Raw genomic sequence first — 23,980 nt, 5'->3', positions numbered from 1 at the left:
CTTATTTCATTTTACCCAGAATTGCACCACCCGTACCGCCAATTACGGCACCTTTAATTGCGCCTTCAAGACCATTGCCGGTCAGAACGCCAGTGACCGCGCCAACGGCGGCACCCACTTTTGCGCCTTTACGGGCATTTTTACCATCGTGGCCTTTTTCTGTTACTGCACCAACGCCAGCGCCCACAGCAGCACCTTTCAGTACGCCATTAACACCATTGCCAGTCAGTAAACCAACGCCTGCGCCTAACAGTGCACCTTTCGTGGTGCGATTCATATCCGCCATCGCTGGCGCGGAGCAGAGCAATGCTGAGATAAGCCCTAAGGCGAGTATTTTTTTCTTCAACTTAGATGTCCGGTATTTAGTAAGTTGCACACACAATAATTTCGTCTTCAATTAAGAACAGCTTAACTAAAGAACGCTCTCTATTATTCAGATAATTCAAAATGAGCGCGGTTTGTATAATAAGAATTATGGTTTTTGCTTGAATGGGAATAATCTTAAATAACAATTAACTCATTGATTTGAAATGTTTATTCAAGAAATGTCATCAAATGTTAACGTGGTATTGTAAAGGTAAGGTGATCTGAAATATCAATATTATTGTGTAATTTATATGTGAACAATATTTATCAGAAAACGTAATGTAAGTGATTATCTTCTGGCGGCAGTAATGTGAATCTGTTTGGCGGGGAAGGGGGTAGCCAGGCAGAGAAAACTTAAATCGGATGTAATCTGACAGATACCTGTATAAATCACCGGTAACTGTCAGATCAGGTCTGAGCTAATACGGCTTATTTCAGCTCTTCTGCTTCCGGCAAGGTCACGTTAAGCTCAAGGATGGAAATATCACCATCTTTTTGCTCAAGCTGAACAGTCACCATCTCGGGATCGATTTGTACGTATTTACAAATGACATCAAGAATATCTTTACGCAACTGCGGCAGATAGTGCGGTTCTGCATCGCTGCGCCGGCGTTCAGCAACAATAATTTGCAACCGTTCTTTTGCAATATTGGCCGTGTTTTTCTTCCGTGAGAGAAAGAAATCGAGTAATGCCATAACTTATCCTCCGAACAAGCGTTTGAGGAAACCTTTCTTCTCTTCTTCAATGAAGCGGAAAGGGCGTTCTTCTCCCAACAGACGTTCTACGGTATCAGCATAGGCTTTACCCGCATCGGCGTTGATATCGAGAATAACCGGTTCCCCCTGGTTAGAGGCGCGCAATACTGATTGATCCTCTGGGATCACGCCGACGAGCTTGATGCGCAGGATCTCCAGTACGTCTTCCATGCTCAACATGTCGCCTCTGTTAACGCGGCCTGGGTTATAGCGCGTTAATAGCAGGTGCTCTTTAATCGGTTCTTCACCGTTTTCTGCTCGACGGGATTTCGACGCCAGAATACCTAAAATACGGTCTGAGTCACGAACTGATGAGACTTCCGGGTTCGTGGTTATAATAGCTTCATCTGCGAAATAGAGCGCCATTAATGCACCGGTTTCAATACCCGCCGGTGAGTCACAAACAATAAACTCAAAATCCATTGCTTTTAGGTCATCAAGAACTTTGGCGACCCCTTCGCGGGTAAGGGCGTCTTTATCGCGAGTTTGTGATGCCGGAAGAATATAGAGGTTTTCAGTACGCTTATCTTTAATTAAAGCCTGATTTAGCGTTGCATCGCCCTGAATGACGTTGACGAAATCGTAAACGACCCGGCGCTCGCAACCCATAATCAGGTCGAGATTACGCAAGCCGATATCAAAATCGATCACGACAGTTTTCTTTCCCTTCTGGGCCAAACCAGTGGCGATGGCCGCGCTGGAGGTTGTCTTTCCAACGCCCCCTTTCCCCGAAGTAACAACAATAATGCGTGCCATAAAAATTCCTTGTTAAAAAGGGATCAATTTAACGATTGAACGGTCAAAGCGTTTTCGACTAATTGCAGCCGTGCCGCTTTGCCATAAAATTCTGCTGGGATTTTATCACTCAGCCAGTATTCACCTGCGATAGAGACCAGTTCTGCCATCAGGCTCGTACAAAATATTTGTGCTTCCCGATCACCACTTGCCCCCGCCAGCGCACGACCGCGCATCATGCCATAGACATGAATGTTACCATCTGCGATCAATTCTGCCCCTGCGCTAACATGGCTTGTAACAATTAGATCACATTGTGGCGCATAAATGCGCTGACCGGAACGCACAGGGGTATCTATTAAGCGCGTTTTTGTGTCCGGCGTTGTATTTTTCGCAGGAGCCTGGGGGGCAGGAGCTGGACGCGGCGCTTTTTCCTTTCCTTCAGTCAGGATTGGCAACCCCATTTTTTCGATTTCAGCTTTCAGTTTCGCATTTTTGCAGCCACTGACACCAATGATCCGCAAGCCCGTTGCCGAGATAGCTTTATGCATTGCAGACCAGTTGACCTGTTCTTCGAGGCCACTGACATTGAGTACGATGGGGGCATGCTTTAAAAATGCGGGAGCCTGAGCGATTTTGTCTTCCAGCGCCTGATGAATAACCTTAGGTTCTGCCTCATGCAGATGAACCACAGATAAGGTGAAGCTGCTACCTTTAAGCTCGATTGGCGTGTTTGACATCCTGGCCTTACTCAATTAGCTAATTACCATCATCATCAGCGTGCGATGATATTACGAAGACTATAAGGCATGTTATAGTCTGGATTATATTGAGGCAAGTCACCCCCCCATTTATTCAGAGTAAAATTATGTTTTGTGTGATCTATCGAAGTAGCAAACGTGACCAGACCTATTTATATGTTGAAAAAAAAGACGACTTTTCGCGTGTTCCAGAGGAGCTGATGAAAGGTTTTGGTCAACCTCAACTTGCGATGATTCTTCCATTGGACGGGAGAAAGAAACTGGTAAATGCCGATATTGAGAAAGTTAAACAGGCATTAGCTGAGCATGGCTATTATCTTCAATTGCCACCACCTCCCGAGGATTTGCTGAAGCAACATCTTTCTGTGATGGCGAAAAATACAGACAGCACTAAAAAATAACCGATATCCGGCGGTGGCACCATATTTGTCGGAGCGGGTTTTAAGAACCACGATGAAGTGAGAGGAACGTTATGTATCAACATCACAACTGGCAAGGTGCGCTGCTGGATTATCCGGTGAGTAAAGTGGTCTGTGTTGGCAGTAATTATGCCAAACATATTAAAGAGATGGGGAGTGAAGTGCCTGAAGAGCCAGTGTTGTTCATTAAACCCGAAACGGCACTGTGCGATCTGCGCCAGCCATTGGCCATCCCCTCTGATTTCGGTGCGGTTCATCATGAGGTTGAACTGGCGGTGTTGATCGGCGCGACGCTACGCCAGGCCACGGAAGAGCATGTACGCAAAGCCATTGCCGGTTATGGTGTGGCGCTCGATCTGACATTACGTGATGTTCAGGGAAAGATGAAGAAAGCCGGGCAGCCATGGGAAAAAGCTAAAGGGTTTGATAACTCTTGCCCACTGTCCGGGTTTATTCCCGCTGCAGAGTTCACTGGCGATCCACAAAATACGTCGCTAGGCTTAAGTGTAAATGGTGTCGTTCGTCAACAGGGTACAACGGCAGATATGATCCATAAAATCGTTCCGCTGATTGCTTATATGAGCAAGTTTTTTACCCTCAAGCCTGGTGACGTTGTACTAACAGGCACGCCTGATGGTGTTGGACCACTACACAGCGGTGATGAACTGATCATCACTTTCGGTAGTCATTCGTTGACAACTCGCGTTTTGTAATACTTTTTGCCGCCTGAAAGAGGCGGCAATACTTGCAACGCTGTGCCAGACTGGTTATAAGGTGCGTTTTAACGTAATGGCGGAACACCTGATGAGCGATATACCTTTCTGGCAAAGTAAAACCCTGGATGAAATGAGCGATGCAGAATGGGAGTCGTTGTGTGATGGTTGTGGTCAGTGCTGTCTGCATAAACTGATGGATGAAGATACTGACGAAATCTACTTCACTAACGTCGCTTGCCGTCAGCTTAATATTAAAACCTGTCAATGTCGTAACTACGAACGCCGCTTCGAGTTTGAACCTGACTGCATTAAATTAACCCGTGAGAATCTGCCAACATTCGAATGGCTACCGATGACCTGTGCTTATCGGTTGCTGGCGGAAGGGAAGGCATTGCCAGGGTGGCACCCACTGATTACCGGTTCGAAAGCGGCAATGCATGGTGAGCGAATCTCCGTACGTCATATCGCGGTGAAAGAATCAGAAGTGATCGACTGGCAGGATCATATACTCAATAAACCTGACTGGGCACAGTGAGCAACTGAAACCGAAGGGATTACTTGTTTTGTGCATGGGGCATTGTTGGTGCATCAGAACTGAAATTAGCATCCAGAATTGCCAGTGGATTGCCATTATTGTCTGACACCCATCTGAGCAGAAATCTGCCCCATTTGTGCAGCAATGACCTGCGCTTAGTGCTCTACAAGCAAATGTGCGCCTTGATTTGTACACGTTACAAACACATAGCTGCTCTTTTTAGAATGTTGTTTCAGTTAGCACCAAATGAGCCAGGTGCATGCCGTTTACCACCTTTGTTATTTCTTGCCATCAAGTGAGGAACGAAGATGAACCTCAATATAAGGTTATTTACCTATTCTGGTAAAAGCCATCTGAATTATCAGCACATTAATAACGGCCTGCCTAAGATTGATCATCCGTATACCGCTTTCTGTTTCTGATGATGTGAAATGATCTTTAATCGCAAGATTGCATTTGATGGTAATTATCCATTTTTTGTATAAATATTTCCCCTGCTAATACATATATTTCGCCGTGCCACACTACTGTATTTATTACCAGTTTCCAGAGATTATGTATCTGCCTGTACGGGCATTTTCCAGAGAGACGATAATATCCCTCACAAGTGAGAGGGGTTTGATCTGATTTCGCTTTTTTGAGAGGGAGAATAGCTGTAAAAGGAGATTTGCTAATATAGCCGTTTAATTCGTCGAACCCGAACGCGGGTCTCATTCAGAACATATACAGATTTATGTTCTCACTGTTCGATCGTTCTTAACGGTATGTTTTTTTTGATTATGTCCGCAATGTGGTGGCCTGGTTGATGAAACTGGCACTGTATAGTGCCAGTCGCAACTTAGCTGGTCTGCTTTTTCATCATACTGAGAATGAACAACAGCGCTGCACACAACACCACCGAGGGGCCTGCTGGCGTATCGTAAAACGCGGAAAATGTTAAACCGCCCGTTACAGCAACCATTCCTACTACAACAGCGACACCAGCCATCTGTTCCGGCGTGCGGGCAAAACGGCGCGCAGTAGCCGCAGGAATAATCAACAGCGAGGTAATAATCAACGCGCCAACAAATTTCATTGCTACGCCAATCGTCAATGCGGTCACCAGCATCAACAACAATTTCACACGCTGTAATTTCACACCATCAACAAACGCCAGATCCGGGCTAATCGTCATCGACAGTAAATTGCGCCATTGCCAGAACAGAATCGCCACCACGATAACCACGCCAATCGCAATAGCGATAAGATCTTCCGGTGTTACTGCCAGCAAATCACCGAACAGGTATGCCATCAAGTCAACGCGAATGTTAGACATCAGGCTGACGACGACCAGACCCAGCGACAATGCACTGTGCGCCATAATTCCCAATAACGTATCGATCGCAAGTTGTGGGCGCTTCTCCAGCCATACCAGGCCGCCCGCCAGCAGCAGCGTAACCGCAATCACCGCATAGAAAGGATTCACATCCAGTAACAAACCAAACGCGACTCCCAGTAAAGACGCATGAGCCAGCGTGTCACCGAAATAAGACATACGACGCCAGACAACAAACGAACCCAGCGGACCTGCAGCACAGGCCAGCATGATCCCGGCTAACCAACCGGGAAATAATAATTCAATCATGAGCGGTCATTTCCCCGACGCAGAATAATTCGCCCCTGTAAATCGTGGCGGTGATTATGATGATGGCGATAGATACCTAGCTGTTCAGCACCCCGAGGTCCGAACATCGAAATAAATTCCGGATGCAGGGAAACGACTTCCGGTGTGCCGGAACAACAGATGTGATGATTCAGACAAAGTACTTCATCGGTTTTGGCCATCACCAGATGCAGATCGTGAGACACCATTAAAACGCCGCAATCCAGTTCGCGGCGCAGTTGGTCAATAAGGTCGTACAGCGCAACCTGACCATTCACATCCACGCCCTGAGTAGGTTCATCCAGCACTAATAATTGCGGTTGATTTAACAACGCGCGTGCCAACAATACACGCTGCGTTTCACCACCAGAGAGCTTTTGCATTGGCGCGTCAATCAGATGCCCGGCCTGAACGCGTTTCAGTGCAGGCAGAATGTCTTCTTTATGTGTACTGGGGCGTAAGCGTAAGAAACGGTTTACAGTTAGTGGCAACGTGGTGTCGAGATACAGCTTCTGCGGCACATATCCGATGCGCAGTTTTCCGTGGCGCTTGATAACACCTTCATCAGGTGTTACCAGTCCGAGCACAACCCGCACTAGCGTCGACTTACCGGCACCGTTCGGCCCAAGTAAGGTCAAAATTTTTCCAGGTTTAAGTTCCAGCGACACATCAGAGAGGACGCGGCGTTGGCCAAAAGAGACCGAAACATTTTCCAGGGAAACCAGACTTGTCATGTTAATTTTAGTCTTGCAGTAGTCATGAAATGTTATAATATCACACTTCTCATATTCATTACGATGATTGGTCGCATTATGTTACATAAAAAAACGCTTCTTTTCGCAGCATTATCCGCTGCTCTCTGGGGGGGCGCAACACAGGCCGCAAATGCCGCCGTTGTTGCTTCGCTTAAACCTGTCGGATTCATCGCTTCCGCCATTGCTGATGGGGTAACAGAGACCGAGGTATTACTTCCGGACGGTGCTTCTGAACACGATTATTCACTGCGTCCATCGGATGTAAAACGCTTACAGAACGCGGACTTAGTCGTTTGGGTTGGCCCGGAGATGGAAGCGTTTATGCAAAAGCCGGTGAGCAAATTACCAGAGGAGAAACAGGTAACGATTGCGCAGCTTGAGAATGTAAAACCGCTGCTGATGAAAAGTATTCACGACGATGATGATGATCATAACCACGCGGAAAAAAGTGACGAAGATCACCATCACGGCGATTTCAACATGCATCTTTGGCTTTCCCCAGAGATAGCGCGGGCTACAGCGGTTGCAATCCATGGAAAATTAGTGGAACTTATGCCGCAAAGTCGAGCCAAACTTGACGCCAACCTGAAGGATTTTGAGGCACAATTAGTTGCAACCGATAAACAGGTTGGTAATGAGCTCGCGCCGCTCAAGGGAAAAGGTTATTTCGTTTTTCATGATGCTTATGGCTACTTCGAAAAACAATTCGGACTGACACCGCTTGGTCATTTTACCGTTAACCCAGAGATTCAACCGGGCGCGCAGCGTTTACATCAAATAAGAACACAGTTGGTTGAGCAAAAAGCAACCTGCGTTTTTGCTGAGCCACAGTTCAGGCCAGCGGTCGTTGAAAGCGTCGCACGAGGGACATCCGTTCGTATGGGAACGTTGGATCCCCTTGGGACGAATATCAAACTGGGTAAAACAAGTTATTCAGAGTTTCTGAATCAATTAGCCAACCAGTATGCGAGCTGCCTGAAAGGAGATTAATGAGGAAGTGATTACGTGCAACAGATAGCCCGCTCTGTCGCCCTGGCGTTTAATAATTTACCGCGACCACACCGCGTTATGCTGGGGTCGCTCACCGTTCTTACCCTGGCCGTCGCTGTCTGGCGGCCCTATGTTTACCACCGCGACGCCACGCCAATTGTCAAAACAATTGAGCTGGAACAGAACGAAATCCGTTCACTCTTACCTGAAGCCAGTGAACCGATTGATCAAACCGCACAAGAAGATGAAGCCATTCCGCAGGACGAACTGGACGACAAAACCGCTGGTGAAGCGGGTGTGCATGAATATGTCGTTTCCACAGGCGATACGCTAAGTAGCATCCTCAATCAATATGGTATTGAGATGGGTGATATCACCCAACTGGCTGCTGCGGATAAAGATCTGCGTAACCTGAAAATTGGTCAACAACTCTCCTGGACATTAACCGCAGAGGGCGATTTACAGCGTCTGACCTGGGAAGTTTCTCGCCGCGAAACCCGTACCTATGATCGCACTGCTGCTAATGGTTTTAAAATGACCAGCGAAATGCAGCAAGGGGAGTGGGTTAATAATCTACTGAAAGGCACCGTTGGGTCGAGCTTTGTTGCCAGCGCCAGAAATGCTGGTTTGACCAGCGCTGAAGTGAGCGCAGTGATCAAAGCGCTACAGTGGCAGATGGACTTTCGGAAGGTGAAAAAAGGCGATGAATTTGCTGTATTAATGTCGCGTGAAATGCTTGATGGCAAACGTGAGCAAAGCCAGTTGCTGGGCGTGCGTTTGCGTTCTGAAGGCAAAGATTATTACGCAATCCGCGCTGAAGATGGCAAGTTCTATGACCGTAACGGTACTGGCCTGGCGAAAGGTTTCTTGCGATTCCCGACGGCGAAACAGTTCCGCATCTCGTCTAACTTTAACCCGCGTCGTCTGAACCCGGTAACTGGTCGTGTTGCACCACACAGAGGTGTTGATTTCGCGATGCCACAGGGTACACCGGTGCTTTCGGTGGGTGACGGTGAAGTGGTGGTAGCCAAACGCAGTGGCGCTGCAGGTTATTATGTTGCGATCCGTCATGGTCGTAGCTATACCACGCGTTATATGCACTTGCGTAAGATTCTGGTGAAACCGGGGCAGAAGGTGAAACGTGGCGATCGTATCGCGCTATCCGGTAACACCGGGCGTTCAACCGGACCACACCTGCACTATGAAGTATGGATCAACCAGCAGGCCGTAAACCCGCTGACGGCGAAACTGCCGCGTACCGAAGGGCTGACAGGTTCCGATCGTCGCGAGTTCCTGGCGCAGGCCAAAGAGATTGTGCCGCAGCTACTGTTTGATTAATTAACATCCATTCGCAGCCGGTACGCAGTCAGTACCGGCTTTTTTATTTGGTGCGGGGCAAATTGCGCCGCTACACTATCAGCAGATTGATTTTTGCCTTATCCGAAACTGGAAAAGCATGGAAACGAAAAAAAATAATAGTGAATACATTCCTGAGTTTGATAAATCCTTTCGCCATCCGCGCTACTGGGGAGCCTGGTTGGGCGTGGCGGCGATGGCCGGTATTGCTTTAACACCTCCGAAATTCCGCGATCCCATTCTGGCGCGACTCGGGCGTTTTACCGGACGACTGGGAAAAAGCTCGCGCCGTCGTGCGTTGATCAACCTGTCCCTCTGTTTTCCGGAACGTAGCGAAGCCGAACGCGAAGCGATTGTTGATGAGATGTTTGCCACAGCGCCCCAGGCGATGGCGATGATGGCGGAACTGGCGATACGTGGGCCGGAGAAAATTCAGCCGCGCGTCGACTGGCAGGGGCTGGAGATCATCGCAGAGATGCGGCGTAACAACGAGAAAGTGATCTTTCTGGTGCCGCACGGCTGGGCAGTGGATATCCCCGCCATGCTGATGGCATCGCAAGGACAGAAAATGGCGGCAATGTTCCATAATCAGGGCAATCCAGTTTTTGATTATGTCTGGAACACCGTGCGTCGTCGTTTTGGCGGACGTCTTCACGCGAGAAATGATGGCATTAAACCGTTCATCCAGTCGGTTCGTCAGGGCTACTGGGGCTATTATTTGCCCGATCAGGATCATGGCCCGGAGCACAGCGAATTTGTTGATTTCTTTGCAACCTATAAAGCGACGCTGCCCGCGATTGGTCGTTTGATGAAAGTGTGTCGTGCGCGCGTCGTACCGCTGTTTCCGATTTATGATGGCAAGACGCACCGTTTGACGATTCAGGTGCGCCCGCCGATGGACGACTTGTCAGAAGCGGATGATCATACGATTGCGCGGCGGATGAATGAAGAAGTCGAGATTTTTGTTGGTCCGCGACCAGAACAATACACCTGGATTTTAAAATTGCTCAAGACCCGGAAGCCTGGTGAAATCCAGCCGTATAAACGTAAAGATCTTTATCCCATCAAATAAAAAAAGCCTCTCACGAGGAGAGGCTTCCGTTAGTTGATAAGTTCAAGTTTGCCTGATGAGTAATTTTATCGAGCCTACAGACGATTTGTAATCTTTTGAATTATCAAGGTGTTGTAGGCCGGATAGGGCGTTTACGCCGCATCCGGCAACTTACTTACTCAACAGTTAAAATACGCGTGGTATTGGTAGAACCCACGGTACTCATTACGTCGCCCTGGGTGACGATGACCAGGTCGCCGGACATCAGATAGCCTTTATCGCGCAGCAGATTTACCGCTTCGCTGGCCGCAACTACGCCATCACTTGCACTGTCAAAATAGACCGGCGTGACACCACGATAAAGTGCAGTCAGGTTCAGGGTACGCTCATGACGAGACATGGCGAAAATTGGCAGACCGGAACTGATACGGGAGGTCATCAGCGCGGTACGACCAGACTCGGTCATGGTGATGATAGCGGTAACCCCTTTCAGGTGGTTAGCTGCATACATCGCGGACATGGCGATTGCTTCTTCCACATTATCGAACTGAACGTCCAGACGGTGTTTAGAAACGTTAATGCTCGGGATTTTTTCAGCCCCCAGGCAAACGCGCGCCATCGCAGCAACTGTTTCTGAAGGGTATTGGCCCGCAGCGGTTTCCGCAGACAGCATCACGGCATCAGTACCATCCAGCACGGCGTTTGCCACGTCCATAACTTCTGCACGGGTTGGCATCGGGTTGGTGATCATTGACTCCATCATCTGGGTCGCTGTAATTACCGCACGGTTAAGCTGGCGCGCACGACGGATCAACGCCTTCTGAATGCCGACCAGTTCCGGATCGCCAATTTCAACGCCGAGGTCACCGCGTGCGACCATCACCACGTCAGAGGCGAGGATAATGTCGTCCATTGCATCCTGGCTGCAAACGGCTTCCGCACGTTCAACCTTGGCGACAATTTTCGCATCACAACCTGCGTCGCGTGCCAGACGGCGGGCATAGTTCAGATCTTCGCCACAGCGCGGGAAGGAAACTGCCAGATAATCCACGCCAATCAGTGCGGCAGTCTGAATATCAGCTTTATCTTTTTCGGTCAGTGCTTCAGCCGACAGACCGCCGCCGAGTTTGTTGATCCCTTTATTGTTAGAGAGAGGGCCACCGACAGTGACTTCGGTGAACACTTTCATGCCCTGAACTTCCAGCACTTTTAACTGTACGCGACCGTCGTCCAGCAGCAGGATGTCGCCAGGCACGACGTCAGCAGGCAGACCTTTATAGTCGATACCGACTTTTTCTTTATCGCCTTCACCTTTACCCAGGTTAGCATCCAGCAGGAATTTGTCCCCAATGTTGAGGAACACCTTACCTTCTTTAAAGGTAGATACACGAATCTTTGGCCCCTGAAGGTCACCCAGAATAGCCACATGACGCCCCAGTTTTGCGGCAATTTCACGAACTTTATCTGCGCGCATTTTGTGATCTTCAGGCGAGCCGTGAGAAAAGTTCATACGTACAACGTTTGCGCCGGCAGCGATAACTTTTTCAAGGTTATTATCGCGATCAGTAGCCGGGCCTAACGTGGTAACGATTTTGGTTCTGCGAAGCCTTCTGGACATGTAATACTCCGTTGACTGAAACAACAAGGTGTTGCTTGAACATGAAATTCGCATAAATTAAAACGATAACGGTTCTAAATTAAACACATGCGAATGTCGTATAAGGATAGAACAGTGACTATCGTTTCAGCGATCGTCACTTAAATTAAGTAACTGCTTATCAAAACGCGATTCCTTGAGAGCTTCCTTGACCCGCTTCAAGTTATCTCTGAATTTTGTTCCGCGTCGCAAAGTAAATCCTGTTGCCAGCACATCTATCACGGTCAACTGTGCAAGTCGAGAGACCATGGGCATATAAATGTCAGTATCTTCCGGTACATCGAGGGTAATTGCCAGCGTTGCTTCCCGGGCGAGTGGCGTTCCCGCTGAGGTGAGGGCAATCACCATTGCGTCGTTTTCTCGCGCCAGTTGCGCCAGTTCAACCAGATTTTTTGTTCTGCCGGTGTGGGAAATCAGCACAACGACGTCACCATCACTACAATTCATACAACTCATTCGTTGCAGTACGATATCGTCCGAGTAGATCACCGGAACATTGAAGCGAAAAAACTTATTCATCGCATCGTGGGCAACGGCAGCGGAAGAACCTAATCCAAAAAAGGCAATTTTCTTCGCCTGGGTGAGGAGATCAACGGCACGATTGACGGCGGATTTATCCAGCGAGTGACGGACGTGATCAAGAGTAGCCATTGCCGACTCAAATATTTTCCCTGTGTATGATTCAACGCTGTCATCTTCATTGACGTTGCGATTAACATAAGGAGTGCCATTCGCCAGACTTTGCGCCAGATGCAGTTTAAAATCAGGAAAACCGCGAGTGTCCATGCTGCGACAGAAACGATTCACCGTCGGCTCGCTAACATTGGCTTCCAGCGCCAGAGCAGCAATACTCGAATGGATCGCGTTGTCGGGCGAAGCAAGAATGACCTCGGCAACTTTGCGTTCTGATTTGCTCAAATGTTCCAGTTGAGACTGGATTTTTTCCAGCATATTCATGATGTAAAGAGACTCACGGGTAATGACGATTTCCGCACTGAAAGAAATCGAAATGCAGTTTTGTCAGATATTACGCCTGTGTGCTGGGTTAATGACAAAAGCAGATAAAAAAGTTGTTATTTTTTTTCATAACATGATCAGTGTCAGATTTTTACCCAATGGAAAACGATGGTTTTTTTATCAGTTTTGCCGCACTTTGCGCGCTTTTGCCGTAATCGCACGGGTGGATAAGCGTTTACAGTTTTCGCAAGCCCGTAAAAGCAGTACAGTGCACCGTAAGAAAATTACAAATATACCCAGGCTTAAGTACCGGGTTAGTTAACTTAAGGAGAATGACATGGCGGTAACGCAAACAGCCCAGGCCTGTGACCTGGTCATTTTCGGCGCGAAAGGCGACCTTGCGCGTCGTAAATTGCTGCCTTCCCTGTATCAACTGGAAAAAGCCGGTCAGCTCAACCCGGACACCCGGATTATCGGCGTAGGGCGTGCTGACTGGGATAAAGCGGCATATACCAAAGTTGTCCGCGAGGCGCTTGAAACCTTCATGAAAGAAACCATTGATGAAGGTCTGTGGGATACCCTGAGTGCGCGTCTGGATTTTTGTAATCTTGATGTCAATGACACGGCCGCATTCAACCGCCTTGGCGCGATGCTGGATCAAAAAAATCGTATCACCATTAACTACTTTGCCATGCCACCAAGCACCTTTGGTGCGATCTGCAAAGGGTTGGGTGAGGCAAAACTGAATGCTAAACCTGCTCGCGTGGTCATGGAAAAACCGCTGGGAACATCACTGGCGACTTCGCGTGAAATTAACGATCAGGTAGGCGAATATTTCGAGGAGTGCCAGGTTTACCGTATCGACCACTATCTGGGTAAAGAAACGGTACTGAACCTGCTGGCGCTGCGTTTTGCTAACTCTCTGTTTGTGAACAACTGGGACAATCGCACCATTGATCATGTTGAGATCACGGTGGCAGAAGAGGTCGGAATCGAAGGGCGCTGGGGGTATTTTGATAAAGCCGGTCAGATGCGCGATATGATCCAGAACCACCTGCTGCAAATTCTTTGCATGATTGCGATGTCTCCGCCGTCCGACCTGAGCGCCGACAGCATCCGTGATGAAAAAGTGAAAGTACTGAAGTCATTGCGTCGAATTGACCGCACCAATGTGCGTGAAAAAACAGTACGCGGGCAATACACCGCAGGCTTCGCTCAGGGCAAAAAAGTACCAGGCTATCTGGAAGAAGAGGGTGCGAATAAAAGCAGTAACACGGAAACCTTCGTGGCTATCCGCGTCGACATCGATAACTGGCGTTGGGCTGGCGTGCCGTTCTACCTGCGAACAGGTAAACGTCTGCCGACAAAATGCTCTGAAGTTGTGGTCTATTTCAAAACACCAGAACTGAATCTGTTCAAAGAGTCGTGGCAGGATCTGCCGCAGAACAAACTGACTATTCGTCTGCAACCCGATGAGGGCGTGGATATCCAGGTGTTGAATAAAGTCCCTGGTCTTGATCACAAACATAATCTGCAAATCACCAAACTGGATCTGAGCTATTCAGAAACCTTTAATCAGACGCATCTGGCTGATGCTTATGAGCGTCTGTTGCTGGAAACGATGCGCGGTATTCAGGCGTTGTTTGTGCGTCGCGATGAAGTGGAAGAAGCGTGGAAATGGGTAGATTCCATTACTGAAGCATGGGCGATGGACAACGATGCGCCGAAACCGTATCAGGCCGGAACCTGGGGCCCGGTTGCCTCGGTGGCGATGATTACCCGTGACGGTCGCTCCTGGAATGAGTTTGAGTAATATCTCGACTTATCCTTACGGGTTATTTTACCGGTAACATGATCTTGCACAGATTGTAGAGTAATTTTTACACTTTTGAGCCTCGTGTGGATTCACCCACGAGGCTTTTTTTATTACACTCACTGAAACGTTTCTGCCCTATGAGCTCCGGTTACAGGCGTTTCAGTCATATTTTTCTTGAGTGAAACGCATTGTGAATCACCCTGCTCTGACAACTCAATTTCAGGAGCCTTTATGAATCCACAATTGTTACGCGTAACAAATCGAATTATTGAACGTTCGCGCGCGACTCGTTCTGCTTATCTCGCCCGGATCGAACAAGCGAAAACCTCGACCGTTCATCGTTCGCAGTTGGCATGCGGTAATCTGGCACACGGTTTCGCCGCTTGCCAGCCAGAAGACAAAGCCTCCCTGAAAAGCATGTTGCGTAACAATATCGCCATTATCACCTCCTACAACGACATGCTCTCTGCCCACCAGCCTTATGAACATTATCCAGAGATCATTCGTAAAGCACTGCATGAAGCTAACGCGGTCGGCCAGGTGGCGGGGGGTGTTCCGGCGATGTGCGATGGTGTCACCCAGGGGCAGGACGGAATGGAGCTGTCGCTGTTAAGCCGCGAAGTGATTGCCATGTCGGCGGCGGTGGGGCTGTCTCATAACATGTTTGATGGCGCGCTGTTCCTCGGCGTGTGCGACAAGATTGTCCCAGGGCTGACGATGGCTGCACTGTCGTTCGGTCATCTGCCTGCGGTATTTGTGCCATCAGGCCCGATGGCAAGTGGTTTGCCAAACAAAGAGAAAGTTCGCATTCGCCAGCTTTATGCTGAAGGAAAAGTGGATCGTATGGCGCTGCTGGAGTCAGAAGCCGCGTCTTATCATGCGCCGGGTACGTGTACTTTTTACGGTACAGCCAACACCAATCAGATGGTGGTTGAATTTATGGGGATGCAGTTGCCAGGCTCTTCTTTTGTTCATCCGGACTCTCCACTGCGTGATGCATTAACTGCAGCCGCTGCGCGCCAGGTTACACGCATGACCGGCAATGGTAATGAATGGATGCCAATCGGTAAGATGATCGATGAGAAAGTGGTGGTGAACGGTATCGTGGCGCTGCTGGCAACAGGTGGTTCCACTAACCATACAATGCACCTGGTGGCGATGGCGCGTGCGGCGGGTATTCAGATTAACTGGGATGACTTCTCTGATCTTTCTGATGTCGTACCGCTGATGGCGCGTCTCTACCCGAACGGCCCGGCCGATATTAATCACTTCCAGGCGGCGGGAGGCGTACCGGTGCTGGTGCGTGAACTGCTCAAGGCGGGTCTGCTGCATGAAGATGTGAATACGGTAGCGGGTTTTGGTCTTTCTCGTTATACCCTCGAGCCGTGGCTGAATAACGGTGAGCTGGACTGGCGAGAAGGTGCAGAAAAATCGCTCGACAGCAATGTGATCGCTTCCTTCGAACAACCTTTCTCTCATCATGGTGGGACAAAAGTGTTAAGCGGTAACCTGGGCCGTGCGGTTATGAAAACCTCCGCTGTACCCGTTGAAAACCAGGTAATTGAAGCGCCTGCGGTTGTTTTCGAGAGCCAGCATGACGTTATGCCAGCCTTTGAAGCGGGTTTGCTGGACCGTGATTGTGTGGTTGTTGTTCGTCATCAGGGGCCAAAAGCGAACGGAATGCCAGAATTACATAAACTCATGCCGCCACTTGGTGTATTATTGGACCGGTGTTTCAAAATTGCGTTAGTTACCGATGGACGCCTCTCCGGTGCTTCAGGTAAAGTGCCGTCAGCTATCCACGTAACACCAGAAGCCTACGATGGCGGGTTACTGGCGAAAGTGCGCGATGGAGACATCATTCGTGTGAATGGACAGACAGGCGAACTGACGTTGCTGGTAGACGAAGCGGAACTGGCTGCTCGCGAACCACACATTCCTGACCTGAGCGCGTCACGCGTAGGAACAGGACGTGAATTATTCGGCGCCTTGCGTGAAAAACTGTCCGGTGCCGAACAGGGCGCAACCTGTATCACTTTTTAAGACGACAAAATTTGTAATCAGGCGAGAGAAAACTCTGATGAAAAACTGGAAAACAAGTGCAGAATCAATCCTGACCACTGGCCCGGTTGTACCGGTTATTGTGGTAAACAAACTGGAACACGCGGTGCCAATGGCAAAAGCGTTGGTTGCTGGTGGCGTGCGCGTTCTGGAAGTGACTTTGCGTACCGAGTGTGCAGTTGATGCTATCCGTGCAATCGCCAAAGAAGTACCGGAAGCGATTGTGGGTGCTGGTACTGTGCTGAACCCACAGCAACTGGCAGAAGTGACCGAAGCAGGCGCACAGTTCGCTATTAGCCCGGGTCTGACTGAACCACTGCTGAAAGCAGCGACTGAAGGCTCCATTCCTCTGATTCCAGGTATCAGCACTGTTTCTGAACTGATGCTGGGTATGGACTACGGCCTGAAAGAGTTCAAATTCTTCCCGGCGGAAGCTAATGGCGGCGTGAAAGCACTGCAGGCGATCGCAGGCCCGTTCTCCCAGGTTCGTTTCTGCCCGACTGGTGGTATTTCTCCGGCTAACTACCGTGACTACCTGGCGCTGAAAAGCGTGCTGTGTATCGGTGGTTCATGGCTGGTTCCGGCGGATGCGCTGGAAGCAGGCGATTACGACCGCATCACTAAGCTGGCACGTGAAGCAGTAGAAGGCGCGAAGCTGTAAAAGTCAAAATGCCCGATCCATGATCGGGCATTTTTGCAGCGTGTTTCTGACGGACTTAACCTTGTACTTTCACCTGTGCGGCGGCGTGCTTCGCGCGTTCAATCGCCTCACCAATGCTCTCCGCTGTAGCCAGTGTCACACCCAGACGACGGCTGCCATCAATTTCCGGCTTACCAAATAAACGAATCTGCAAACCTGCGCCAACGGCATTCTGCACATTATCAAACGTGACATTCTGACTGCTCAGTTGCGGCAGGATAACAGCAGAAGCGGCAGGGCCATTCTGACGAATCCCGCCAACAGGCAGTCCGAGGAACGCGCGTACATGCAGGGCAAATTCCGAGAGATCCTGAGAAATTAACGTCACCATCCCGGTGTCATGCGGGCGAGGGGAGACTTCACTGAAAATCACCTCATCGCCACAGACAAACAACTCCACACCAAACAGACCATAGCCGCCCAGCGCCAGCACCACTTTGCGGGCAATCTCCTGCGCACGTTCCAGAGCCAGTGGACTCATTTGCTGCGGTTGCCAGGATTCGCGATAGTCACCATCTTCCTGACGATGACCTATTGGTGCACAGAAATGGACGCCATCCACCGCACTGACGGTTAGTAGGGTAATCTCAAAGTCAAACTTAACCACGCCTTCAACAATCACGCGGCCCGCCCCGGCGCGACCACCTTGCTGGGCGTACTCCCACGCCTGAGCAAGCTGGTCGGCAGAGCGAATAAACGTCTGCCCCTTGCCGGAAGAACTCATGACCGGTTTAACGATACAGGGATAGCCAATGGCGGTAACCGCCTCGCGGAAAAGACTTTCGCTATCGGCAAAACGATACGTTGAAGTGGGAAGCTGAAGTTCTTCTGCCGCCAGGCGACGGATCCCTTCGCGATTCATCGTTAGCTGAGTCGCACGAGCGCAGGGGACAACATTCAACCCTTCCTTTTCAAGCTGGATCAGCATATCGGTGGCAATAGCTTCGATCTCCGGCACGATATAGTGCGGTTTTTCCAGTTCAACCACACGGCGCAACGCATCGCCATCCAGCATATTGATGACATGAGAACGATGCGCGACATGCATGGCTGGCGCGTCGGCATAGCGATCGACCGCAATCACTTCTACACCGAGGCGTTGGCACTCGATGGCCACTTCTTTACCCAGTTCACCGGAGCCTAATAACATCACGCGAGTTGCTGCCGGACGCAGCGCAGTGCCTAATAACGTCATAACGAATATCCCCTGATTAATTCCGCGCGCAGTATAAACGAAAACGTTTGCGTATGTCTTTATTGCTTGATTGCTCGTGTTGATTTCAAGACCGAAAAGAATTATGCTGTATAAAATTACAGTTATTGTGAGAGGCTGCAAATGGCGGTTGAAATTAAATACGTAGTCATTCGTGAGGGCGAAGAGAAGATGTCGTTTACCAGCAAAAAGGAAGCCGATGCTTATGACAAAATGCTTGATACGGCGGATCTGCTCGACACCTGGCTGACAAGTTCTCCAGTACAAATGGAAGACGAGCAACGTGAAGCGCTTTCGCTGTGGCTGGCAGAACAGAAAGATGTGCTTAGCACGATTCTGAAAACTGGTAAATTACCGTCTCCCCAGGTGGTCGGTAGTCGCTCTGATGTGGCAGATGAGACACACGCCGCCTGAAGCCACTTGCGCTCCTGATAATTTGTACCATGCTTTCTCCTGAATCATTGTGCTATGGAGAAAAACATGAAAAAAAGAGGGGCGTTGTTGGGGCTGTTACTGCTTTCTGCCTGTGCATCAGTTTTCGCTGCAAATAACGAAGCCAGCAAGTCGGTCACTTTCCCAAAGTGTGAAGGTCTGGATGCAGCCGGAATCGCTGCGAGTGTAAAACGCGATTATCAACAAAACCGCGTCGCGCGCTGGGCAGACGATCAAAAAATCGTTGGTCAGGCCGATCCGGTAGCGTGGGTCAGTGTGCAGGATATTCAGGGTAAAGATGATAAATGGTCAGTTCCGCTGACCGTGCGTGGTAAAAGCGCTGATATTCATTATCTGGTTAATGTGGACTGTAAAGCGGGAATGGCGGATTACCAGCGTCGTTAATTGCTGTCAGTCATTGCACATAACCCCTGGCGGATGCGGCGCGAGCGTCTTATCCGCTCTATAACGCACCAGATCCCGCAGGCCTGATAAGGCGCGACAGCGTCGCATCAGGCAATCAGCATAAGGCAACTCCAATTACGGCTACAAACCTCTACCATCGCAATTACCCTAAATAACCCGATCACCATTTTCCGTGGCTGGCTTCCTTGCTGTCCGCTAATTTGCGCATCTTTTGCCTCAATATACACTTTCTGACATCCTCATCCGCTATGCTACAGGCATTAAAATGGTTATTGAGGAGCAAACATGGCTAACTGGTTAAATCAACTGCAATCCCTTCTCGGGCAAAACAGTTCTTCTACCTCCTCGTCTACGGATCAGGGATTGGGCAAACTTTTAGTGCCGGGCGCATTAGGCGGGCTGGCTGGGTTACTGGTAGCGAATAAATCAGCACGTAAACTTTTAACGAAGTATGGCACGAACGCGTTGCTGGTAGGCGGTGGCGCGGTGGCTGGTACGGTGCTGTGGAACAAATACAAAGATAAAATTCGCGCGGCGCACCAGAACGAACCGCAATTCGGCACCCAGAGCACGCCGCTGGATGAGCGCACGGAACGTTTGATCCTCGCGCTGGTATTTGCCGCTAAAAGTGATGGTCATATTGATGCCAAAGAACGTGCGGCTATCGATCAGCAATTGCGTGAAGCGGGTGTAGAAGAGCAGGGCCGTGTTCTTATCGAGCAGGCAATCGAACAGCCATTGGATCCTCAGCGTCTGGCCCTGGGGGTTCGAAACGAAGAAGAGGCGCTGGAAATCTATTTCCTGAGCTGTGCAGCTATTGATATTGACCATTTTATGGAGCGTAGTTACCTGAATGCACTGGGCGACGCGCTGAAAATTCCCCAGGATGTTCGCGAAGGGATCGAACGCGATCTCGAACAGCAAAAGCGTACTTTGTCTGAATAATCCTTCTCTCTGTATAGCCCTATATTTACGTTTTTCGGGCTATACAAACTCGCACAGCTAGTTGAACCGACTGATTTTATCTGCCTGCTACCTTTCGATTTTCACTTCATAACGTGTCATCATCGCTGCAATGACTGTCCTGTTTCGCTTGCATCCCGGGTGAGTTTTGCCACCCTTATAAGATGCTTCAACCAGAAAGAACAATAACATGCTACCAAAAGCTGCTCGAATTCCCCATGCCATGACGCTTCATGGTGATACGCGTATCGACAATTACTACTGGTTGCGGGACGACACGCGCTCGCAGCCGGAAGTACTGAATTACCTGCAACAGGAAAATAGTTACGGGCACCAGGTGATGGCTTCGCAACAAGCCCTGCAGGATCGGATACTAAAAGAAATCATTGAGCGTATCCCGCAAAGAGAAGTCTCTGCGCCTTATATTAAAAACGGTTATCGTTACCGGCATATTTATGAACCCGGCAGTGAATATGCCATTTATCAACGCCAGTCTGCATTCACTGAAGAGTGGGACGAATGGGAAACGTTGCTTGATGCCAACAAGCGGGCGGCACACAGTGAATTTTATTCTATGGGCGGCATGGCTATAACGCCCGATAACACCATTATGGCGCTGGCAGAAGATTTCCTTTCCCGACGCCAGTACGGCATCCGTTTTCGCAATCTTGAAACGGGCAACTGGTATCCCGAACTGCTGGATAATGTGGAACCCAGCTTTGTCTGGGCGAATGACTCATGGACTTTTTATTATGTGCGTAAGCATCCGGTAACTCTGCTGCCTTATCAGGTCTGGCGGCACGCCATCGGGACTCCGGCATCGCAAGATAAACTGATCTACGAAGAAAAAGACGATACGTTTTATGTCAGTCTGCATAAAACGACATCAAAACACTATGTGGTTATTCACCTTGCCAGCGCCACGACCAGTGAAGTTCGTCTGCTGGATGCCGAGCTGGCCGATGCAGAACCGTTTGTCTTTTTGCCGCGGCGTAAAGATCACGAATACAGTCTCGATCATTATCAGCACCGCTTTTATCTACGCTCTAACCGTAACGGCAAAAACTTTGGTTTATATCGTACCCGAATGCGTGAAGAGCAGCAGTGGGAAGAGTTAATTCCGCCACGCGATAACATCATGCTGGAAGGATTTACGCTGTTTACCGACTGGCTGGTGGTTGAAGAGCGCCAGCGTGGGTTAACCAGTCTGCGGCAAATCAATCGCAAAACGCGGGAAGTTATCGGTATTGCTTTTGACGATCCGGCTTACGTCACCTGGATTGCCTATAATCCGGAACCTGAAACTTCGCGATTGCGTTACGGCTATTCCTCCATGACCACGCCAGACACGCTGTTTGAACTGGATATGGACACCGGTGAACGCCGCGTATTAAAACAAACTGAAGTGCCCGGTTTTGATGCAGAGAATTACCGTAGTGAACACCTGTGGATCACCGCCCGTGATGGCGTCGAAGTTCCGGTTTCGTTGGTTTATCATCGCAAACATTTCCGCAAAGGGCACAACCCGCTGCTGGTGTACGGATATGGTTCTTACGGCGCAAGTATTGATGCCGATTTCAGTTTTAGTCGCCTGAGTTTGTTGGATCGCGGCTTTGTCTACGCCATTGTGCATGTTCGTGGCGGTGGTGAACTGGGACAGCAGTGGTACGAAGATGGCAAGTTCCTGAAAAAGAAAAATACTTTCAATGATTATCTTGATGCCTGCGACGCACTGTTAAAGCTGGGTTACGGTTCTCCTTCGCTCTGTTATGCGATGGGTGGTAGCGCGGGTGGCGTGTTGATGGGGGTCGCTATCAATGAACGACCAGAATTGTTCCACGGCGTTATTGCCCAGGTGCCGTTTGTCGATGTGGTGACGACGATGCTTGATGAGTCGATTCCGCTCACTACGGGCGAGTTTGAAGAGTGGGGGAATCCGCAGGATCTACAATATTACGAGTACATGAAAAGCTACAGCCCGTATGACAATGTCACGGCGCAGGCTTACCCACATTTGCTGGTGACGACAGGTTTACACGATTCACAGGTGCAATACTGGGAACCGGCAAAATGGGTGGCTAAATTGCGCGAGCTTAAAACAGACGACCATCTGTTGCTGTTATGTACCGACATGGACTCGGGGCATGGCGGCAAATCCGGTCGCTTTAAATCTTACGAAGGTGTGGCAATGGAATATGCTTTTCTGGTCGCGCTGGCGCAGGGAACATTACCTGGTCAGCCAGCGGCTTAAGCATCCGCCAAATAGTGCTTCAAGGTTAAACGCAGTTCCGGGCTCATACTGTCGAGGTTATTAAACAACCAGCGCAGATAGCCCGGATCGCGCTCTGCAACTTCTGATACCGCTTTGCCGCGATACTTGCCAAACGTGAATGTCGTTAACAATGACGGACGCCCGGTGATATCCGCCATTTGTTCTACCGTCCAGCCGGATGTGTTCATAATATCGATAAGTAAGGCCGCGGTGATGTAACAGTCATACAGCGCACGGTGGTGATGCAGCCCCGGCGGCGTTTGCACATTGAGCTTACGTGTTTTATACAGCGCCATGTTGCTGTACTTGATCCCCGGCCACAAACGACGGGCCAATTTCATCGTGCAGATCCACTCACCGGGCATTTCAGGCAGTACACGGCGGTCAAAGCTGGCGTTGTGGGCGACATACCATTCACTACCGTAGTAGTGTGGGAGCACGTCTTCAATCCACGGTTTGTCAGCAACCATGGCTTCAGTAATACGGTGGATCGCCATAGCCTGCGGAGTGATAGGGCGGTCGGGGCGAACAAGGTGGCTCATAGGGTTAACGATTTTCCCGTCAACAACATCAACAGAGGCAATCTCCACGACCCCTCCCTGTAAACCGCAGGTTTCAGTATCGATAATACGCAACATGGCAAAACTCCGGGTCGAAAACGCCTAGCGTAATGGAATGATATCGCCTTGCCAACCCTGCGATGTGCGCTGACCAACTAACAATAACGAACCGTAATCGGCGCGGACGATGAGGCGACCATATTCATCCCACAATGCACTATTACCGCGGGCATTAGCCATTAGAACAGCGATGGAATATTGATGTGAGAAAAATTGTAAGTGGCGAGTAGAAGTCAATAAATCTGGCTCGCTGATGCACTGACCGGTGGTAAAGAGTGAGCAGCTCGGGTCCATATCAATACCTTCAGGTTGTCCATCCACCACCGTGATGGTTTTGGAATGTCGCCCCAGGCATGCTCCGTGACTTTGATGATAAATTGCTGGCGCATTCATCCACGGTGCAAATACGGCAATTCCACGAATAAATCGATCGTTATATTCAACGGGAAGGCCGGTAATAATGGTCATTCGATAAGTCATTGCGGCATAACAAAGCGGGTCTAATAGCGAGAGGTCGGGCGGGGCAGGAAGAGGGCGTCGTTTATAATCACATCCCAGTAGAGAAAGCGAGGGGAAAACCAAAAGTTCACACTGCTGTCTGGCGGCAGCCCTCACGAACTCCAGATGATGGGCTACCTGCTCAGTGAGTGAGGCTTTACGAGGCTCATATTGTGCTGCTGCGACTTTCCTGTATGACATGATGACTTCCTTTTCACAGTGTCCGCAAATATTGGTGAGAATAAGAAAATACTCATAATTTAGCAGGCATCATGTAAGGAAG

Annotated in this window: 26 protein-coding genes; 14 read left to right on the top strand and 12 right to left on the bottom strand. The window is 49.5% G+C overall.

The window, feature by feature from the left end:
• Position 1: 1 nt before the first annotated feature.
• The 5 genes from C0K55_RS19680 to minC all read right to left on the bottom strand — a co-directional run bounded on the left by C0K55_RS19680 (position 2) and on the right by minC (position 2,597).
• Entirely contained in the window at positions 2 to 346 is a 345-nt protein-coding gene (locus C0K55_RS19680; RefSeq protein WP_000726984.1) for a YMGG-like glycine zipper-containing protein, read from the bottom strand.
• Between the two features lie 16 nt (positions 347 to 362).
• Positions 363 to 512 carry a hypothetical protein gene (locus tag C0K55_RS27200; RefSeq protein ID WP_372340132.1) on the bottom strand — a complete coding sequence of 50 codons (150 nt, stop codon included), beginning with the start codon at positions 510 to 512 and terminating at the stop codon, positions 363 to 365.
• 283 nt (positions 513 to 795) lie between these two features.
• Positions 796 to 1,062, bottom strand: coding sequence for a cell division topological specificity factor MinE (gene minE, locus C0K55_RS19675; protein WP_001185664.1), 267 nt, complete (start codon positions 1,060 to 1,062; stop codon positions 796 to 798).
• A 3-nt stretch (positions 1,063 to 1,065) separates the two neighbouring features.
• Positions 1,066 to 1,878: a septum site-determining protein MinD gene (minD, locus tag C0K55_RS19670; RefSeq protein WP_000101053.1), complete on the bottom strand. Its 813-nt coding sequence runs from the start codon at positions 1,876 to 1,878 to the stop codon at positions 1,066 to 1,068.
• A 23-nt stretch (positions 1,879 to 1,901) separates the two neighbouring features.
• Positions 1,902 to 2,597 (bottom strand): septum site-determining protein MinC, encoded by a 696-nt coding sequence (gene minC / locus C0K55_RS19665; RefSeq protein ID WP_001516251.1) that lies wholly within the window; start codon positions 2,595 to 2,597, stop codon positions 1,902 to 1,904.
• Between the two features lie 128 nt (positions 2,598 to 2,725).
• Here minC and C0K55_RS19660 point away from each other — a divergent pair, with 128 nt between their 5' ends.
• From C0K55_RS19660 to C0K55_RS19650, 3 genes are all read left to right on the top strand, one after another.
• On the top strand, positions 2,726 to 3,019 hold the full coding sequence (locus C0K55_RS19660; protein ID WP_001516252.1) for a YcgL domain-containing protein: 294 nt from the start codon (positions 2,726 to 2,728) through the stop codon (positions 3,017 to 3,019).
• A 71-nt stretch (positions 3,020 to 3,090) separates the two neighbouring features.
• Positions 3,091 to 3,750 (top strand): fumarylacetoacetate hydrolase family protein, encoded by a 660-nt coding sequence (locus C0K55_RS19655; RefSeq protein WP_000284291.1) that lies wholly within the window; start codon positions 3,091 to 3,093, stop codon positions 3,748 to 3,750.
• 91 nt (positions 3,751 to 3,841) lie between these two features.
• Complete coding sequence (locus C0K55_RS19650) at positions 3,842 to 4,288, top strand: YcgN family cysteine cluster protein (RefSeq protein WP_001516253.1); 447 nt, start codon at positions 3,842 to 3,844, stop codon at positions 4,286 to 4,288.
• Positions 4,289 to 5,126: 838 nt separating this feature from the next.
• On the opposite strand, the gene znuB is transcribed toward C0K55_RS19650, so the two are convergent.
• Together znuB and znuC are read right to left on the bottom strand one after the other, a co-directional pair.
• Complete coding sequence (znuB, locus tag C0K55_RS19645; protein ID WP_000571466.1) at positions 5,127 to 5,912, bottom strand: zinc ABC transporter permease subunit ZnuB; 786 nt, start codon at positions 5,910 to 5,912, stop codon at positions 5,127 to 5,129.
• Positions 5,909 to 6,664: a zinc ABC transporter ATP-binding protein ZnuC gene (gene znuC / locus C0K55_RS19640; RefSeq protein ID WP_001516255.1), complete on the bottom strand. Its 756-nt coding sequence runs from the start codon at positions 6,662 to 6,664 to the stop codon at positions 5,909 to 5,911. Before znuC ends, znuB begins: the two co-directional genes overlap by 4 nt.
• Before the next feature lie 78 nt (positions 6,665 to 6,742).
• Here znuC and znuA point away from each other — a divergent pair, with 78 nt between their 5' ends.
• The 3 genes from znuA to lpxM all read left to right on the top strand — a co-directional run bounded on the left by znuA (position 6,743) and on the right by lpxM (position 10,103).
• On the top strand, positions 6,743 to 7,675 hold the full coding sequence (gene znuA / locus C0K55_RS19635; RefSeq protein WP_010376204.1) for a zinc ABC transporter substrate-binding protein ZnuA: 933 nt from the start codon (positions 6,743 to 6,745) through the stop codon (positions 7,673 to 7,675).
• Between the two features lie 15 nt (positions 7,676 to 7,690).
• Complete coding sequence (mepM, locus tag C0K55_RS19630) at positions 7,691 to 9,013, top strand: murein DD-endopeptidase MepM (RefSeq protein ID WP_001184055.1); 1,323 nt, start codon at positions 7,691 to 7,693, stop codon at positions 9,011 to 9,013.
• Positions 9,014 to 9,131: 118 nt separating this feature from the next.
• Positions 9,132 to 10,103, top strand: coding sequence for a lauroyl-Kdo(2)-lipid IV(A) myristoyltransferase (gene lpxM, locus C0K55_RS19625; protein ID WP_105266315.1), 972 nt, complete (start codon positions 9,132 to 9,134; stop codon positions 10,101 to 10,103).
• 154 nt (positions 10,104 to 10,257) lie between these two features.
• On the opposite strand, the gene pyk is transcribed toward lpxM, so the two are convergent.
• A complete protein-coding gene (pyk, locus tag C0K55_RS19620; protein WP_000091161.1) occupies positions 10,258 to 11,700 on the bottom strand; it encodes a pyruvate kinase in 1,443 nt (480 codons plus the stop codon).
• Between the two features lie 126 nt (positions 11,701 to 11,826).
• On the bottom strand, positions 11,827 to 12,696 hold the full coding sequence (gene hexR, locus C0K55_RS19615; protein WP_001056699.1) for a DNA-binding transcriptional regulator HexR: 870 nt from the start codon (positions 12,694 to 12,696) through the stop codon (positions 11,827 to 11,829).
• 22 nt (positions 12,697 to 12,718) lie between these two features.
• On the opposite strand from hexR, the gene C0K55_RS26140 reads away from it, so the two are divergent.
• The 4 genes from C0K55_RS26140 (at position 12,719) to kdgA (ending at position 17,234) form a co-directional block, all read left to right on the top strand.
• The gene (locus C0K55_RS26140; RefSeq protein WP_000155615.1) at positions 12,719 to 13,018 is read left to right on the top strand and encodes a hypothetical protein; all 300 of its coding nucleotides are present in this window, start codon (positions 12,719 to 12,721) and stop codon (positions 13,016 to 13,018) included.
• Positions 13,019 to 13,033: 15 nt separating this feature from the next.
• On the top strand, positions 13,034 to 14,509 hold the full coding sequence (gene zwf, locus C0K55_RS19605; protein WP_000301721.1) for a glucose-6-phosphate dehydrogenase: 1,476 nt from the start codon (positions 13,034 to 13,036) through the stop codon (positions 14,507 to 14,509).
• 234 nt (positions 14,510 to 14,743) lie between these two features.
• The gene (edd, locus tag C0K55_RS19600) at positions 14,744 to 16,555 is read left to right on the top strand and encodes a phosphogluconate dehydratase (protein ID WP_105266316.1); all 1,812 of its coding nucleotides are present in this window, start codon (positions 14,744 to 14,746) and stop codon (positions 16,553 to 16,555) included.
• 37 nt (positions 16,556 to 16,592) lie between these two features.
• Entirely contained in the window at positions 16,593 to 17,234 is a 642-nt protein-coding gene (gene kdgA / locus C0K55_RS19595) for a bifunctional 4-hydroxy-2-oxoglutarate aldolase/2-dehydro-3-deoxy-phosphogluconate aldolase (RefSeq protein WP_000800529.1), read from the top strand.
• A gap of 55 nt (positions 17,235 to 17,289) precedes the next feature.
• Here kdgA and purT read toward each other — a convergent pair whose 3' ends face one another.
• Positions 17,290 to 18,468, bottom strand: a complete 1,179-nt coding sequence (gene purT / locus C0K55_RS19590; protein ID WP_105266317.1) for a formate-dependent phosphoribosylglycinamide formyltransferase — start codon at positions 18,466 to 18,468, stop codon at positions 17,290 to 17,292.
• Positions 18,469 to 18,609: 141 nt separating this feature from the next.
• On the opposite strand from purT, the gene yebG reads away from it, so the two are divergent.
• From yebG to ptrB, 4 genes are all read left to right on the top strand, one after another.
• Positions 18,610 to 18,900, top strand: coding sequence for a DNA damage-inducible protein YebG (gene yebG, locus C0K55_RS19585; protein ID WP_016248628.1), 291 nt, complete (start codon positions 18,610 to 18,612; stop codon positions 18,898 to 18,900).
• Between the two features lie 66 nt (positions 18,901 to 18,966).
• Positions 18,967 to 19,323: a protein YebF gene (gene yebF / locus C0K55_RS19580; RefSeq protein ID WP_016248629.1), complete on the top strand. Its 357-nt coding sequence runs from the start codon at positions 18,967 to 18,969 to the stop codon at positions 19,321 to 19,323.
• Positions 19,324 to 19,629: 306 nt separating this feature from the next.
• Positions 19,630 to 20,289 carry a tellurite resistance TerB family protein gene (locus C0K55_RS19575; RefSeq protein ID WP_000024720.1) on the top strand — a complete coding sequence of 220 codons (660 nt, stop codon included), beginning with the start codon at positions 19,630 to 19,632 and terminating at the stop codon, positions 20,287 to 20,289.
• Between the two features lie 208 nt (positions 20,290 to 20,497).
• Entirely contained in the window at positions 20,498 to 22,558 is a 2,061-nt protein-coding gene (gene ptrB / locus C0K55_RS19570; protein ID WP_105266318.1) for an oligopeptidase B, read from the top strand.
• Here ptrB and exoX read toward each other — a convergent pair.
• Both exoX and yobB read right to left on the bottom strand, forming a co-directional pair.
• Entirely contained in the window at positions 22,555 to 23,217 is a 663-nt protein-coding gene (gene exoX, locus C0K55_RS19565; RefSeq protein WP_000944296.1) for an exodeoxyribonuclease X, read from the bottom strand. The two genes, ptrB and exoX, sit on opposite strands and share 4 nt — an antisense overlap.
• A gap of 24 nt (positions 23,218 to 23,241) precedes the next feature.
• Complete coding sequence (gene yobB / locus C0K55_RS19560) at positions 23,242 to 23,898, bottom strand: carbon-nitrogen hydrolase family protein YobB (RefSeq protein WP_000122137.1); 657 nt, start codon at positions 23,896 to 23,898, stop codon at positions 23,242 to 23,244.
• Positions 23,899 to 23,980 lie beyond the last annotated feature (82 nt).

This window comes from Escherichia sp. MOD1-EC6098 (assembly GCF_002965865.1).
GTDB lineage: Bacteria > Pseudomonadota > Gammaproteobacteria > Enterobacterales > Enterobacteriaceae > Escherichia > Escherichia marmotae.
This window is presented reverse-complemented; position numbering and strand designations above follow the sequence as displayed.